Raw genomic sequence first — 14,212 nt, forward strand, 5'->3', positions numbered from 1 at the left:
GAAGGGGCCTGGATGCTCAAGCAACGTGTCATCACCGCTTTGGTCCTGCTGGCCATTCTGCTGCCGGCATTGTTCTATCCCTCGTTCGTGCCCTTTGCCGTGGTGACGCTGGTCATGATGGCTGCGGCGGCGTGGGAATGGGGTCGGCTCAACGGTCTCGGCGGCGGCGCCAGCATCGGCCTGGGGGCGGTGTGTGTAGTGCTGTGCGGCCTCGGGTGGGCCGCGGGCTGGCTGCACCAGCCGCTGCCCTGGCTGTGGCTGGTGGGCGGCGCTGCCTGGGTGCTGGGTGGGGCCGCCTTGCTGCGCGTGGGCGTGGCCGGCTGGCCGCAGCTGCCGCGCGGGCTGCGCGTGGCCGGCGGCGTGCTGGCGCTGTGGATGGCCTGGCTCGCCGTGGCCCAGGCGCGCGTGGTGGGGGTCAATTTCCTTCTGTCGGTTCTGACCCTGGTGTGGGCGGCCGATATCTTTGCCTACTTTGCCGGCCGCGCTTTTGGCCTGCGCTTCACGCACAACAAGCTGGCTCCCTCTATCAGCCCCGGCAAGAGCTGGGAAGGGGTGTGGGGTGGCATGCTGGGTGTGCTGGTGCTGGCCGCGGCCTGGACCGCGGCCGATGGGGCCTGGCAGGCCAGCGTGCCCAGCCTGTACTCACGCCTGGCAGCCCAGGGCGTATGGCTGCTGGTCGTTGGCGCATTGTTCATGGCCGCCATGAGCGTGGTAGGCGACCTGGTGGAGTCGCTCATCAAGCGCAGCGCCGGTGTCAAGGACAGCAGCGGCCTGCTGCCCGGCCACGGCGGCGTACTGGACCGCATTGATGCGCTGCTGCCCACGCTACCCCTGGCCATGATGCTTTCTCATTTCGCATCCGCATGAAACAACGTCTCACGGTGCTGGGTTCTACGGGATCCATCGGCACCAGCACCCTCGACGTGGTGGCACGCCACCCCGATCGTTACGAAGTCTTTGCGCTGAGCGCGGCCACGCAGGTGGACCTGATGCTGGCGCAGTGCGCGCAGTTCCGTCCGCGCTATGCGGTGATGGCCAGCAGTGCGCATGCGCGGCAGCTGGCAGACAAACTGCAGCAGAGCGGCTTGCCCACCGAGGTGCTGCAAACACCCGATGCGCTGCAAGCCATTGCCTCGCACGAAGAGGTGGACGCGGTCATGGCGGCCATCGTGGGCGCGGCGGGACTGGCGCCGTGCCTGGCGGCCGCGCGTGCGGGCAAGCGCCTGCTGCTGGCCAACAAGGAGGCGCTGGTCGTCGGGGGCGAGGTGTTCATGGCCGCGGTGCGCGAAGGCGGCGCCACGCTGCTGCCCATCGACAGCGAGCATTCCGCCATCTTCCAGAGCCTGCCCGAAGACCCCGCCACTTGGCCGCGGCGCGTGGACCACGTGCTGCTCACCGCATCGGGTGGGCCGTTTCGCACGCGCGAACCGGCCACGCTGCGCGACGTGACGCCGGCGCAGGCCTGCGCGCATCCCAACTTCTCGATGGGCCGCAAGATTTCCATCGACTCGGCCACGATGATGAACAAGGCGCTGGAGGTGATCGAGGCGCGCTGGCTGTTCAACCTGGCGCCCGAGCAGATCAAGGTGGTCATCCACCCGCAGCAGATCATCCACTCCATGGTGCAGTTTGTGGACGCGTCCATCATTGCCCAGTTGGGCACGCCCGATATGCGCGTGCCCATCGCCTGTGGCCTGGCCTGGCCCGAGCGGGTGGAAAGCGGCGCGGCACCCCTGGATTTCACGCAACTGGCAGCGCTGACCTTCGAAGAAGCGGATGCCACGCGCTTTCCCGGCCTGCACCTGTCCTGGCAGGCGTTGCGCGCGGCGCCCGGCACCACGGCCGTGCTCAATGCAGCCAACGAGGTGGCAGTGGCGGCTTTCCTGGAGCAGCGCATACGTTTCGACCAGATCCATGCGCTCAACCTTGCAACTTTGGAAGCCGTCGAACCGTCCAACCCGGACTCGCTGGACGCACTGCTGGCGCTGGATGCGCGCACGCGTGCGCGGTCCGCGGAGTTGATGGTGCGCTTGTGAGGATGCTCTTAAAAGGTGAGCGTTTTGCGCTTGTCACACAAGGGTTACAGGTGCGTTTTATATTCAAACCATTGCTGGATAAGCGCAAGGCGCTCTGATTTTTGTAGGAAACCCCAGGCATGCTGTTGACTGTCGTTGCCTTCATCGTCGCGTTGGGCGTGCTGATCGCCGTGCACGAGTACGGCCATTACCGCGTGGCGGTGGCCTGCGGTGTCAAGGTCCTCCGCTTCTCGGTCGGCTTTGGCAAGCCTTTGCTGCGTTGGCAGCCCAAGGGCTCACCCACGGAATTCGTCATCGGCGCCTTTCCGCTGGGAGGGTACGTGCGCATGCTGGACGAGCGCGAGGCGCCCGTCGAGCCGCATGAACGCCACCTGGCCTTCAATACCCAGCCCCTGCGTTCGCGCGCCGCCATCGTTGCCGCGGGGCCGCTGGCCAATCTGCTCCTGGCGGTGTTGTTGTATGCCGCCGTCAACTGGAGCGGCGTGGACGAGCCCAAGGCCTACCTGGCCAGCCCTGTAGCGGGCTCGGTGGCCGAGCAGGCGGGCCTGCGCGGCGGCGAACTGGTGGTGTCCGCCGGGCTGGGCGAGGGCGATTTCGAGCCCGTGCGCTCGTTCGAAGACCTGCGTTGGACGCTTACGCGCGGCGCGCTGGACGGGCAGAACGTGCGGCTGCTGCTGCAGCCTGAGCGCGGATCGACGCCGCGCGAGGTGCTGTTGCGCATAGATCAGCTGGACGTGCGCGAGGCCGATGTGCAGCTGTATCGCCGCATCGGCATCACCGCGCCCTGGACGCGACCCGTGCTGGGCGAGGTCGTGCCAGGCGGCGCGGCTGCGCGTGCGGGGCTGCGCGCTGGCGATGTGGTTCTGCGCCTGGGCAGTGCGGCGGTGGTGGATGGCGTGCAACTGCGCGAGCTGATACGCGCGTCCGTGCAGGCGGGCCAGCCGCTCACGCAGGTCTGGCGCATCGAGCGCGACGGTCAGCCGCGCGACCTGGAAGTCACGCCCGAAGTGGCGCAGGAGGCGGGCGGCGCCGTGGGACGCGTCGGCGCCTATGTGGGCGCGCCGCCCGAGATGGTGAACGTGCATTACGGCCCCTTGGAAGGGCTCTGGAAAGGCACGGTGCGCACATGGGAGGTGTCGGTCCTCACGCTGCGCATGATGGGCCGCATGGTGATCGGTGAGGCTTCGCTCAAGAACCTCAGCGGGCCGCTGACCATCGCCGATTACGCAGGCCGTTCCGCCAGCATGGGGCTGACCCAGTACCTCAGCTTCCTCGCACTCATCAGCGTGAGCCTGGGAGTGCTGAACCTGCTTCCGCTGCCCGTATTGGATGGTGGGCACCTGATGTATTATCTTTGGGAGGGGGTGACGGGACGGGGCGTGTCCGAAGCCTGGATGGAGCGGCTGCAGCGCACAGGCGTCGCGGTGCTTCTCCTCATGATGTCCATCGCCCTGTTCAACGACCTCACCCGGCTTTTTGGCTAACCTTTTCGCCGCCGTTGCGCTGCACTGTCGGCTCCAGCTTCATCCATGAGAAAACATATCAATCGCCTGGGCGTGCGTACGGCATCCGCCCTCGCAGCCATGGTTTTTGCCTCCCAAGCCGCATGGGCGCTGGCGCCGTTCAAGGTGCAGGACATCCGTGTGGAAGGCCTGCAACGTGTGGAGCCGGGCACCATCTTCGCGTCGTTGCCGCTGCGCGTGGGTGACGAGTACAACGACGACAAGGGTGCAGCAGCCATCCGCGCGCTGTTTGCCCTTGGCCTGTTCAAGGACGTGCGCCTGGAGGCTTCCGGCAACGTGCTGGTGGTGGTGGTGGAAGAGCGCCCGACCATCGCCGACGTGGATTTCGCCGGCACTAAGGAGTTCGACAAGGACACCCTCAAGAAGGCCATGCGCGACGTGGGTTTGACCGAGGGGCGCCCCTTTGACAAGGCCCTGGCCGACCGCGCCGAGCAGGAGCTCAAACGCCAGTACATCAACCGCAGCCTGTACGGCGCGGAGGTGGTGACCACCGTCACGCCGATTGAGCGCAACCGCGTCAACCTCACCTTCACCGTCACCGAGGGCGAGCCCGCCAAGATCAAGGAAATCCGCATCGTCGGCAACAAGGCCTTCAGCGAATCCACGCTCAAGGGGCTGTTCGACCAGGACACGGGCGGCTGGATGAGCTGGTACACCAAATCCAACCGCTATTCGCGCGCCAAGCTCAATGCAGACCTGGAGACGCTGCGCTCGTACTATCTGGCGCGCGGCTTCCTGGAGTTCCGCATCGAGTCCACGCAGGTGGCAATCTCGCCCGAAAAGCAGGACATCTCGATCACCGTCAACGTGAACGAAGGCCAGAGCTATGTGGTTTCAGGAGTGAAGTTGGAAGGCAACTACCTGGACCGCGATGACGAGTTCAAGTCGCTCATCACCATCCGCCCTGGCGAGCCCTACAACGCCGACAAGGTGGCCGAAACCACCAAGGCTTTCACTGACCACTTCGGGAACTTCGGCTTCGCCTTCGCGCGTGTGGAGGCTGTGCCCGAGATCGACCGCGAGAACAACCGCGTGGCCCTGGTGCTGCGTGCAGAGCCCTCGCGCCGCGCCTATGTGCGCCGGATCAACGTGAGCGGCAACAACCGCACCCGCGACGAAGTCATCCGCCGCGAATTCCGCCAGTTTGAAGCCTCCTGGTACGACGGCGACAAGATCAAGCTGTCGCGCGACCGCGTGGACCGCCTGGGCTATTTCACTGAGGTGAATGTGGAAACCCAGGAGGTGCCGGGCGCGCCCGACCAGGTGGACCTGGTGGTGAACGTGGCCGAGAAGCCTACGGGATCGCTGCAACTGGGGGCGGGCTTTTCCAGCGCCGAGAAGGTATCGGTGTCGTTTGCCATCAAGCAAGAGAACGTCTTCGGTTCGGGCAACTACCTTGGCGTGGACGTCAACACCAGCAAATACCGTCGCACGCTGGTGTTCTCCACCACCGATCCATACTTCACGCAGGATGGCATCTCCCGTACCTTCGACGTGTACTACCGCACGGCCAAGCCCTATGAAGACCAGGGCGGCAACTATGAGTTGGTCACCGCGGGCACCAGTGTGCGCTTGGGCGTACCCTTCAGCGAGACCGACACCGTGTTCTTCGGGGGGGGAGTGGAGCAGACGCGCATCAAGGCCGGTACCAATATCCCCGCCGCCTACCTCGCCTATGCGCAGCAGTTTGGTGAAAACAGCCTATCCGTGCCGCTCACCATTGGCTGGTCGCGCGATGACCGTGACAGTGCGTTGGCACCGAACTCCGGGCGGTACCAGCGCCTGAACTCCGAATGGTCCGTAGCCGGCGATGCGCGCTATGTGCGAGCCAACTACCAATACCAGCAGTACATTCCCTTGAACAAGCAGTTCACCATCGCCTTCAACGGCGAGTTGGGCTTAGGCAAGGGCATGAATGGCCGTCCCTTCCCGGTGTTCAAGAATTTCTACTCCGGCGGCCTGGGCTCGGTGCGCGGCTTCGACCAGGGTACACTGGGTCCGCGGGACGTGACCGGTGCGTCGCTGGGCGGCCCCAAGAAGATCACGCTGAATGCCGAACTCATCGCGCCGTTCCCCGGCGCCGGCAACGACCGCACGCTGCGCTGGTTCACTTTCGTGGACGCGGGCAACGTGTACGGCGAGGATGAGAGCTGGGAGCTGGGCGACATGCGCGTCTCGGCTGGTCTGGGCCTGAGCTGGATTTCCCCGCTGGGCCCGCTACGTATCGCCATCGCGCAACCGGTGCGCAAGTTCGCCGGCGATAAAATCCAGAAACTGCAATTCCAGATCGGAACGTCTTTCTAATGAAATCCCTTTCCCGCCACATTCCCCTGGTCGTCCTGTTGGGCTCCCTGGCTGCCGCCGTGCCTGCACAGGCACAGGAGTTCAAGGCCGGCTTTGTGAATACCGACCGCATCTTCCGCGAAGCCAACACCGCCAAGGCGGCGCAGGCCAAGCTGGAGCAGGAGTTCTCCCGCCGGGAGAAAGAACTGGTGGACATGGGCAATTCGCTCAAGTCCGCCACCGAGAAGTTCGAGCGTGAGGCGCCCACGATGGCCGAGAGCCAGCGCACCGCACGGCAACGCCAGTTGGTGGACCAGGACCGCGAATTTCAGCGCAAGCGCCGCGAATTCCAGGAGGACCTGGGCGCGCGCAAGAACGAGGAACTGGGCCAGGTGCTCGAGCGCGCGAACCGCGTCGTCAAGCAGGTGGCCGAGCAGGAGAAGTACGACGTGATCCTGCAGGAGGCCGTCTACATCAATCCCAAGCACGACATCACCGACAAGGTGATCAAGGCGATGAACGCTGCCAACGGCGGCAAGTAAAGCACCGGCACGAGGCAGTAGCGCGTGAGCTTGCGACTCGGGCAGATCGTCGATGCACTTGGGGGCAGCCTGGAAGGAGGGGACAGGGATACCGAAATCCTCCGCATCGCCCCGCTGGAATCCTCCGGCCCGGGTGACCTGTCCTTCCTGAGCAATCCGCGCTACCAGTCACAACTGGCCGCCTCCCAGGCGGCCTGTGTCATTGTGGCCCCCGCGATGCGCAATGCAGCCTTGGAGCGCGGCGCTTGCATCGTTGTGGAGCAGCCCTACACGTACTTTGCACACGTGACGCAGCTGTGGGTGCGCGCGCATGGCCAAGGTGCGCCTGCGGGCATTCACCCCAGCGCCGTGGTTGATCCTCAAGCCCAGGTGGCCCCGACGGCCTCCATCGGTCCCCTGTGCGTGGTCGAGCGCGGCGCAGTGATTGGAGCGCACACGGTGCTCAAGTCGCGGGTGACGGTCGGCGAGCGTTGCACGGTTGGCGAGCGCTGCATCCTGCACCCTGGCGTGGTCATCGGGGCCGACGGCTTCGGCTTTGCGCAGCAGCGCGGCGAATGGATCAAGATCGAGCAGCTGGGCGCGGTGCGCATCGGCAACGATGTGGAGATCGGTGCGAACACCTGCATCGACCGCGGAGCGCTCGACGACACGGTCATCGAAGACGGCGTCAAGCTCGACAACCTGATCCAGATCGCGCACAACGTGCACATCGGCCGCCACACCGCCATGGCGGGCTGTTCCGCGGTGGCGGGCAGCACCCGCATCGGCGCGCACTGCACGATTGCAGGGGCCGCGTCCATCGTGGGGCACCTGCAGTTGGCGGACAATGTGCACATCTCCACCAACACGGTGGTGACGCACTCGATCACGCAACCGGGGCAGTACACCGGGGTGTTTCCCATGGACGACAATGCGAAGTGGGAAAAGAACGCGGCCACGCTGCGGCAGCTGTACCGGCTGCGTGAACGCATCAAGGCTCTCGAACAAACACGAAAAGACGGCTAGGCCGCTCACAGAAAAATGATGGATATCCACCAAATTCTCAAACTCCTGCCCCACCGCTATCCGTTCCTGCTGGTGGATCGGGTGAATGAGCTCGAACGCGGCAAGCGCATCCTGGCCATCAAGAACGTGACCATCAACGAGCCGTTTTTCACGGGGCACTTCCCCGCACGCCCGGTGATGCCGGGGGTGTTGATTCTCGAAGCACTCGCGCAGGCGGCGGGCTTGCTGTCGTTCGACATGATGGGTGAGGCGCCGGGCGACGACAAGGTCTTTTACTTCGTCGGTATCGATGGTGCGCGCTTCAAGCGCCCCGTGGAGCCAGGCGATCAGCTCATCCTCGACGTAGAACTGGACCGCATCAAGGGCGGCATCTACAAGTTCAAGGGCGTCGCGCGCGTGGGCGACAGCGTCGCGTGCGAGGCCGAGATCATGTGCACCATGCGCACGGTGGCCTGACAGGCCGAGGATTTCGCTTGGCGCCCAACATACATTCCACGGCCCTCGTTGATGCGGCCGCGCAGTTGGACCCTACTGTTACGGTGGGGCCGTATGCGGTTATCGGCCCCCATGTGCAAATCGGCGCGCGCACGTCGATTGGCGCGCACTGCGTGATCGAGGGCCATACGCGCATTGGCGAAGACAACCGCATCTTCCAGTTCAGTTCGCTGGGAGCAGCTCCGCAGGACAAAAAATACGCGGGCGAGCCCACGCGTTTGGAGATCGGCCACCGCAACACGATCCGCGAGTTCTGCACCTTCAACGTCGGCACCGTGCAGGACCGGGGCGTCACCACCATCGGGGACGACAACTGGATCATGGCCTATGTGCACATCGCGCACGACTGCGTGGTGGGCAACCAGACCATCCTGGCCAACAACGCCACGCTGGCCGGACATGTGCAGGTGGGTGACCAGGCCATCATCGGGGGCTTGACCGGCGTGCACCAGTTTTCACGCATCGGCGCCCACGTCATGGCGGGCTTTGCCAGCCGCATCTCGCAAGATGTTCCGCCCTTCATGATGGTGGACGGCAATCCGCTGGCCGTGCGCGGGCTGAACCTGGAAGGGCTGCGCCGGAGGGGTTTTTCCGCGCAGCGCATGGCGGGCATCAAGCAGGCCTACCGCCTGCTGTACCGCCAGGGCCTCACGCTGGAGGCCGCGCTGTCGGCCATGGCCGACGTGCCGCATTCGCATCCCGAGGCGGAAGGCGATATCGCCCTGCTGCGTGATTTCGTGATCGCGTCGCAGCGCGGTATCGCGCGCTGAGACGCCACTGGCGCCATGGTGGCTGAGTCTCCCCGCGTCGCAATGGTGGCCGGCGAAACCTCCGGCGACCTGCTGGCCGGCCTGCTACTGGACGGCCTGCGTGCGCGGTGGCCCGCCGTGGCCAGTATGGGCATCGGCGGGCCGCGCATGCAGGAACGGGGCTTTCAGGCCTGGTGGCCCAGCGAACGGCTGGCCGTGCACGGCTACAGCGTCGAGCTGGTGCGGCGCCTGCTGGGCATCCTGCGGATCCGCTGGCAGCTGCGTGCCAGATTGCTGGCGGACAAGCCCGACGTCTTCATCGGCGTGGATGCGCCCGATTTCAACCTGGGATTGGAGGCGGATCTGCGTGCCGCGGGTATAAAGACGGTGCACTTCGTCTGCCCTTCGATCTGGGCGTGGCGCGCCGAACGGGTCGAGAAGCTTCGTGCCAGCGCGGACCATGTCCTGTGCATCTTTCCGTTTGAACCGGAACTGCTCGCGCGCCAGGGCATCTCCGCCACCTATGTCGGCCACCCATTGGCCAGTGTCATCCCCCGGGTGCCCGACAAGGCGGCTGCGCGCGCACAGCTGGGCCTGGCGGTACACGATGAAGTGCTGGCCATCCTGCCGGGCAGTCGCTCGGCAGAGGTGGCCTACATTGCCAAGCCGTTCTTTCAGGCTGCAGCGCTTATCAAAAAAGCGCGATCAGCTATAAAAATAGTAGTGCCCGCTGTGCCGGCCCTGAGGGCTCGTATCGAGCAGATCGCGCGCGAATGCGGGGTGCTGGATGCGCTGACCATCGTCACGGGCCAATCGCACTCGGTGCTCGCGGCCTGCGACGTGACGCTGATTGCCAGTGGCACCGCCACGCTGGAGGCCGCGCTGTTCAAGCGGCCGATGGTCATCTCCTACCACATGCATCCGATCAGTTGGCGCCTCATGCGCCGCAAGCAGTTGCAGCCCTGGGTGGGCTTGCCCAACATCCTGTGCAGGGAGTTCGTGGTGCCCGAGCTGTTGCAGGACGCCGCCACGCCCGACGCACTGGCCACCGCGGTCCAGGACTGGCTGGACGCGCGGTTGCAGGATCCGGCCCGTATCCAACGGCTGGAACAGCGCTTCACGGCATTGCACGACGATCTGCAGCGCGATACCCCGCGACTGGCTGCCCATGCGATCCAGAACCTCCTTGCTTGAACAGGCCGCCCTGGACTGGCATCCGCCCGGCCTCGTCGCCGGCGTGGATGAGGCCGGGCGTGGGCCGTTGGCCGGCCCCGTGGTGGCGGCTGCGGTGATCCTGGACGACCTGCAGCCCATCGCCGGCCTGGCCGACTCCAAGGTGCTTACGGCCGCACGGCGCGAGAAGCTCTACGACGAGATCCGCGCCAAGGCGCTGTGCTGCAGCATTGCGGAAGCATCGGTGGAGGAGATCGATCAACACAACATCCTGCAAGCCACGATGCTGGCCATGCGCCGTGCGGTGCTGGGGCTGCGGCTGAAGCCGGTGCGGGTGTTGGTGGATGGCAATCGCTTGCCGCCGCTGGACGTTCCGGCGGAGGCCATCGTCAAGGGCGATGCGCTGGTCGCGTCGATCTCAGCCGCCTCCATCCTTGCAAAGGTCACGCGCGACCGCTGGTGCGCGCAATTGCACCAGCAATACCCGGTGTATGGCTTTGCCGGCCATAAGGGCTACGGCACGGCAGAGCACCTGGCCGCGCTGGAAGTGCATGGGGCCTGTCCCCAGCACCGGCGCTCGTTCGCGCCGGTGGCGCGCGCCTTGCAGGCGCCCGTCGCTGCCTGAGTCAGATCGCTATCCCCCTTTGCGTTTCCTATGCACGCCACGCCTGCTTTCATCCAATCGCGCGACAACGCACTGCTCAAGGAGTTGCGCCGCCTGTCGCAGGACAGTTCCGCATACCGCAAGCAGGGCCGTGTGTGGCTGGAGGGAGATCATCTGTGCAGCGCCGCGCTGGCGCGTGGACAAAAGCCAGCGATAGCGGTGTTCTCGGAGTCATTTTGGCCCCAAGCGCCTGCTGAATATGCGCGAGCAGCTATAAAAAATGTAGTGATCGCTGATGTGCTCTGGAGTGACATCAGCGCTCTGGAATCTCCGGCGCCCATGGGGTTTGTGTTGCCGCTGCCTGAAGCGGAGGGGTTGGACGGCAGGATGCCGACTGTCGTGCTCGACCGCCTGCAGGATGCGGGTAACGTGGGCTCCATCCTGCGCAGCGCATCGGCATTCGGGTTCACTCAAGTGGCGGCGCTGAAAGGCACAGCTGCGCTCTGGAGTGGCAAGGTGCTGCGCGCGGGCATGGGCGCCCATTTCGCCTTGCGGCTGGTCGAGGGGTTGGCGCCCGCAGACATCGACCGGCTGGAGGTCCCGTTGCTGGCAACCAGCTCGCACGAGGGCGACTTCCTCCATCGCGCAGCCTTGCCCTGGCCGTGTGGCTGGATCATGGGCCACGAAGGGCAGGGCGTCTCGCCCGCCCTGCAGCAGCGTGCGCGGCGCCACATCCGCATTGCGCAGCCTGGGGGCGAGGAGTCGCTCAACGTGGGGGCCGCCGCGGCCATCTGCCTCCATGCCAGCGCTGCGGCGCGCGACTCGGCTGGCTGAGGCGTTCACGGCCCTGGCCGCGCGTCCGCCGGCGGTAGGGCGAATCGGTGGGAAAGCCTACTCAGTGCCCGCGAGACAGGGCACATTGATGTCGCGCGCGAACAGCCGGCAATTGATCGAGTGGCTTGCTTCCACGCCGGCGTTGCGGTTGCGTTGGAATGCCGCCAGCTTGTTCTCTTCGTAGCGCGGATGGGGCGGCGCGCCTTCGGGGCGGTCCAGGCTCTCGGCCCACACGGAGGCATGGCACAGGCTCTTGCCTTCGCAGGCATTGGCCGCGGCGCGCTGCACATAGGCGCGGTTGCCTGCCTTGTCGGTCGGCACCATCACATACACATGATGGCCATACCGGCCGATCACGGCATCTTGGGCCAGGGCATGTGGAGCGCTCAGTGTGAGCATCAGTCCCAGCAGGGCGAAAGTGGGTCGCTTCATGATTCTCCTCCGGTAATGTTTATTGTGTGGCTCGCTGCGCCAGCAGTGAATCTCGGGCCTGCAGGGGCGTTACAAACAAAAAAGCCGCTGAAAAATCAGCGGCTTTTGCTTGTCTTTGGTGCCCAGGAGAGGACTCGAACCTCCACGATGTTACTCGCTAGTACCTGAAACTAGTGCGTCTACCAATTCCGCCACCTGGGCATTTCAGGAAAGTCATAGATTGTATAGCAAAAAAAATCACTCTGAATCATCCGTCGCCAAAGTTTCACTGGACGAGATCGAAGGCACCGTCCAGGGACACCGCGACGGGCATGGCTTCGTCCTGCGCGATGACGGCCAGCCTGACATTTACCTTCCTGCCAATGAGATGCGGGCGGTATTGCACAAGGACCGGGTGCGCGTGCGCATCGCGCGCCAGGACCGGCGCGGCCGGCCTGAAGGCCGCGTGGTCGAGATTCTGGAGCGCCCGCCCCAACCCATCATCGGGCGCCTTCTTCAGGAGAGCGGTGTCTGGCTGGTCGCCCCTGAGGACAAACGGTACGGCCAGGACGTGCTGATTCCCAAGGGTGCTACGGGGGCTGCTGCGACGGGACAGGTCGTGGTGGTGGAACTGACCGAGCCGCCGGCTTTGTTTGGGCAACCCGTGGGGCGGGTGGTCGAAGTGCTGGGGGAGGTAGACGACCCCGGGATGGAGGTGGAAATTGCCGTGCGCAAATACGGGGTTCCGCACGAATTCTCCGAAGCGTGCCTTGACCAGGCGAAGGCGCTGCCGGACAAGGTGCGCGCTCAGGACAAGCGTCGACGCGTTGATCTGACAGATGTCCCCCTGGTCACCATCGATGGTGAAGACGCGCGCGACTTCGACGACGCGGTGTATTGCGAGCCCGCCAAGATCGGGCGCGCCAAGGGGTGGCGCCTGCTCGTGGCCATCGCGGACGTGAGCCACTATGTGGAGACGGGCAATGCCATCGATATTGACGCCTACGACCGCGCGACCAGCGTTTATTTCCCGCGGCGCGTTATCCCCATGCTGCCGGAGAAGCTCTCCAACGGGCTGTGCTCGCTGAACCCCCATGTCGAGCGCCTGTGCATGGTGTGCGACATGATGGTTACCGCCAAAGGTGAAATTCACGCCTATCAGTTCTATCCTGCGGTCATGCTCAGCCACGCGCGGCTTACCTATACCGAGGTGGCTGCGGTGTTGGCCAATACGCGCGGCCCGGAAGCGCTGAAGCATCAAGAGCGCGTGGGCAACCTGCTCAACCTCTACGAGGTCTACCGCGCATTGCTAGCGGCGCGGCAGGCGCGCGGCGCCGTGGACTTCGAGACGACCGAGACGCAAATCGTCTGTGATGACAATGGCCGTATCGAGAAAATCGTCCCGCGTGTACGCACCGAGGCGCACCGCCTGATTGAGGAGGCGATGCTCGCCGCCAACGTCTGCAGCGCCGATTTCATCGGTCATGCCGGCCGGGCGGGGCTGTATCGCGTTCATGAGGGGCCTGCGCCGGAGAAGCAAGAGATCCTGCGTGCATATCTCAAAGCCATGGGTGTTGGCATGTCGATCGGGGACGACCCGCGGCCGGCAGAATTCCAGGCGATTGCCGAGGCCACCAAGGACCGGGTGGATGCGCAGCAGATCCACACCATGCTGCTGCGTTCGATGCAGCAGGCGATCTACACGCCTGTCAACAGCGGTCACTTCGGTTTGGCATTCGAAGCCTATACACACTTCACCAGTCCTATTCGCCGCTACCCGGATCTGCTGGTGCATCGCGTGATCAAGTCCATCTTGAGCGGCACCAAATATGTGCTGCCCGCGCTGCCGACGCCGGGGGAGGCTCAGTTCAAGCTGGCCAAGCGTCTGGCTTCCAAGGGGGGTGAATCCTCTGCACGCCCTTCCAAGACGGGTGGCGTTATCAGCGTCCGGGAGACGCAGGCGTGGGAGGCCGCGGGACTGCACTGCAGTGCGAACGAACGCCGTGCGGACGAGGCCAGTCGCGACGTGGAAGCCTGGCTCAAGTGCCAGTACATGCGTGAGCATCTGGGTGAAGAGTACGGCGGTGTCGTCAGCACGGTGACGAGCTTCGGCATCTTCGTGACGCTTGATGCCCTCTATGTGGAAGGGTTGGTGCACATCACGGAACTGGGTGGGGAGTACTTCAAGTTCGATGAGGCGCGGCAAGAATTGCGGGGGGAGCGCACGGGTATCCGCTATGCGATTGGTGCACGCGTGCGTGTTCAGGTCAGCCGCGTCGACCTCGATGGCCGCAAGATCGACTTCCGGCTGGTGCACGAAGCCGGCGACGGTTTCTCCACCAAAGGCCCTAAGTCCAGGGATGGCGCGAAACGCGGTTCCTCGGCAGCGGCCATGGATGGTCGATCCGCCTCGGTGCCCGCGGCCCGGGAAAGCAGAGAGGAGGGGAGCCGGCGGCGCCCGCATAAGCAGGCCTTGGCCGGCAAAAAAGCGGCAGGTGGCAAGAACCCTTCTAACAGGCCGTTGAAAAATCCCCCGCCGACGCCCGCGTTGGCCGCT

General features: G+C 64.9%; 13 protein-coding genes and 1 tRNA gene. 12 read left to right on the plus strand and 2 right to left on the minus strand.

Going from position 1 to position 14,212, the window contains the following annotated elements; all coding sequences use genetic code 11:
- Positions 1 to 12 precede the first annotated feature (12 nt).
- From OX89_RS14425 to OX89_RS14475, 11 genes are all read left to right on the plus strand, one after another.
- Positions 13 to 867, plus strand: coding sequence for a phosphatidate cytidylyltransferase (locus OX89_RS14425; protein WP_047351151.1), 855 nt, complete (start codon positions 13 to 15; stop codon positions 865 to 867).
- Entirely contained in the window at positions 864 to 2,036 is a 1,173-nt protein-coding gene (gene ispC, locus OX89_RS14430; RefSeq protein ID WP_047351152.1) for a 1-deoxy-D-xylulose-5-phosphate reductoisomerase, read from the plus strand. The genes OX89_RS14425 and ispC overlap by 4 nt, the downstream gene beginning before the upstream one ends.
- Positions 2,037 to 2,155: 119 nt before the next feature.
- The gene (gene rseP, locus OX89_RS14435; protein WP_015912868.1) at positions 2,156 to 3,520 is read left to right on the plus strand and encodes an RIP metalloprotease RseP; all 1,365 of its coding nucleotides are present in this window, start codon (positions 2,156 to 2,158) and stop codon (positions 3,518 to 3,520) included.
- Positions 3,521 to 3,565: 45 nt separating this feature from the next.
- Positions 3,566 to 5,863 carry an outer membrane protein assembly factor BamA gene (gene bamA, locus OX89_RS14440; RefSeq protein WP_047351153.1) on the plus strand — a complete coding sequence of 766 codons (2,298 nt, stop codon included), beginning with the start codon at positions 3,566 to 3,568 and terminating at the stop codon, positions 5,861 to 5,863.
- Entirely contained in the window at positions 5,863 to 6,384 is a 522-nt protein-coding gene (locus OX89_RS14445) for an OmpH family outer membrane protein (protein ID WP_047351154.1), read from the plus strand. Before bamA ends, OX89_RS14445 begins: the two co-directional genes overlap by 1 nt.
- Positions 6,385 to 6,408: 24 nt before the next feature.
- A complete protein-coding gene (lpxD, locus tag OX89_RS14450; protein WP_047351155.1) occupies positions 6,409 to 7,389 on the plus strand; it encodes a UDP-3-O-(3-hydroxymyristoyl)glucosamine N-acyltransferase in 981 nt (326 codons plus the stop codon).
- A gap of 15 nt (positions 7,390 to 7,404) precedes the next feature.
- Positions 7,405 to 7,845: a 3-hydroxyacyl-ACP dehydratase FabZ gene (gene fabZ / locus OX89_RS14455; protein WP_011805769.1), complete on the plus strand. Its 441-nt coding sequence runs from the start codon at positions 7,405 to 7,407 to the stop codon at positions 7,843 to 7,845.
- Positions 7,846 to 7,862: 17 nt separating this feature from the next.
- Entirely contained in the window at positions 7,863 to 8,654 is a 792-nt protein-coding gene (gene lpxA / locus OX89_RS14460; RefSeq protein WP_011805768.1) for an acyl-ACP--UDP-N-acetylglucosamine O-acyltransferase, read from the plus strand.
- Between the two features lie 15 nt (positions 8,655 to 8,669).
- Positions 8,670 to 9,827, plus strand: coding sequence for a lipid-A-disaccharide synthase (gene lpxB / locus OX89_RS14465; protein ID WP_047351156.1), 1,158 nt, complete (start codon positions 8,670 to 8,672; stop codon positions 9,825 to 9,827).
- On the plus strand, positions 9,802 to 10,431 hold the full coding sequence (rnhB, locus tag OX89_RS14470; protein ID WP_011805766.1) for a ribonuclease HII: 630 nt from the start codon (positions 9,802 to 9,804) through the stop codon (positions 10,429 to 10,431). Before lpxB ends, rnhB begins: the two co-directional genes overlap by 26 nt.
- A 30-nt stretch (positions 10,432 to 10,461) precedes the next feature.
- Positions 10,462 to 11,244 (plus strand): RNA methyltransferase, encoded by a 783-nt coding sequence (locus OX89_RS14475; RefSeq protein WP_047351157.1) that lies wholly within the window; start codon positions 10,462 to 10,464, stop codon positions 11,242 to 11,244.
- A 57-nt stretch (positions 11,245 to 11,301) separates the two neighbouring features.
- Here OX89_RS14475 and OX89_RS14480 read toward each other — a convergent pair whose 3' ends face one another.
- Complete coding sequence (locus OX89_RS14480) at positions 11,302 to 11,676, minus strand: hypothetical protein (protein ID WP_011805764.1); 375 nt, start codon at positions 11,674 to 11,676, stop codon at positions 11,302 to 11,304.
- Between the two features lie 116 nt (positions 11,677 to 11,792).
- Positions 11,793 to 11,877, minus strand: a tRNA-Leu gene (locus OX89_RS14485).
- A gap of 19 nt (positions 11,878 to 11,896) precedes the next feature.
- On the opposite strand from OX89_RS14485, the gene rnr reads away from it, so the two are divergent.
- On the plus strand, positions 11,897 to 14,212 hold a 2,316-nt coding region (rnr, locus tag OX89_RS14490; protein ID WP_234305582.1), incomplete at its 3' end, for a ribonuclease R.

Origin of the sequence: Diaphorobacter sp. J5-51, assembly GCF_001023515.1 — a bacterium.
Classification (GTDB): domain Bacteria; phylum Pseudomonadota; class Gammaproteobacteria; order Burkholderiales; family Burkholderiaceae_C; genus Diaphorobacter; species Diaphorobacter nitroreducens.

Excerpts from the sequence above, each read along its gene's own strand:
- OX89_RS14425 (WP_047351151.1), top strand. The coding sequence starts at position 13 with ATGCTCAAGCAACGTGTCATCACCGCTTTGGTCCTGCTGGCCATTCTG.
- ispC (WP_047351152.1), top strand. The coding sequence starts at position 864 with ATGAAACAACGTCTCACGGTGCTGGGTTCTACGGGATCCATCGGCACC.
- rseP (WP_015912868.1), top strand. The coding sequence starts at position 2,156 with ATGCTGTTGACTGTCGTTGCCTTCATCGTCGCGTTGGGCGTGCTGATC.
- bamA (WP_047351153.1), top strand. The coding sequence starts at position 3,566 with ATGAGAAAACATATCAATCGCCTGGGCGTGCGTACGGCATCCGCCCTC.
- OX89_RS14445 (WP_047351154.1), top strand. The coding sequence starts at position 5,863 with ATGAAATCCCTTTCCCGCCACATTCCCCTGGTCGTCCTGTTGGGCTCC.
- fabZ (WP_011805769.1), top strand. The coding sequence starts at position 7,405 with ATGATGGATATCCACCAAATTCTCAAACTCCTGCCCCACCGCTATCCG.
- lpxB (WP_047351156.1), top strand. The coding sequence starts at position 8,670 with ATGGTGGCTGAGTCTCCCCGCGTCGCAATGGTGGCCGGCGAAACCTCC.
- rnhB (WP_011805766.1), top strand. The coding sequence starts at position 9,802 with ATGCGATCCAGAACCTCCTTGCTTGAACAGGCCGCCCTGGACTGGCAT.
- OX89_RS14475 (WP_047351157.1), top strand. The coding sequence starts at position 10,462 with ATGCACGCCACGCCTGCTTTCATCCAATCGCGCGACAACGCACTGCTC.
- OX89_RS14480 (WP_011805764.1), bottom strand. The coding sequence starts at position 11,676 with ATGAAGCGACCCACTTTCGCCCTGCTGGGACTGATGCTCACACTGAGC.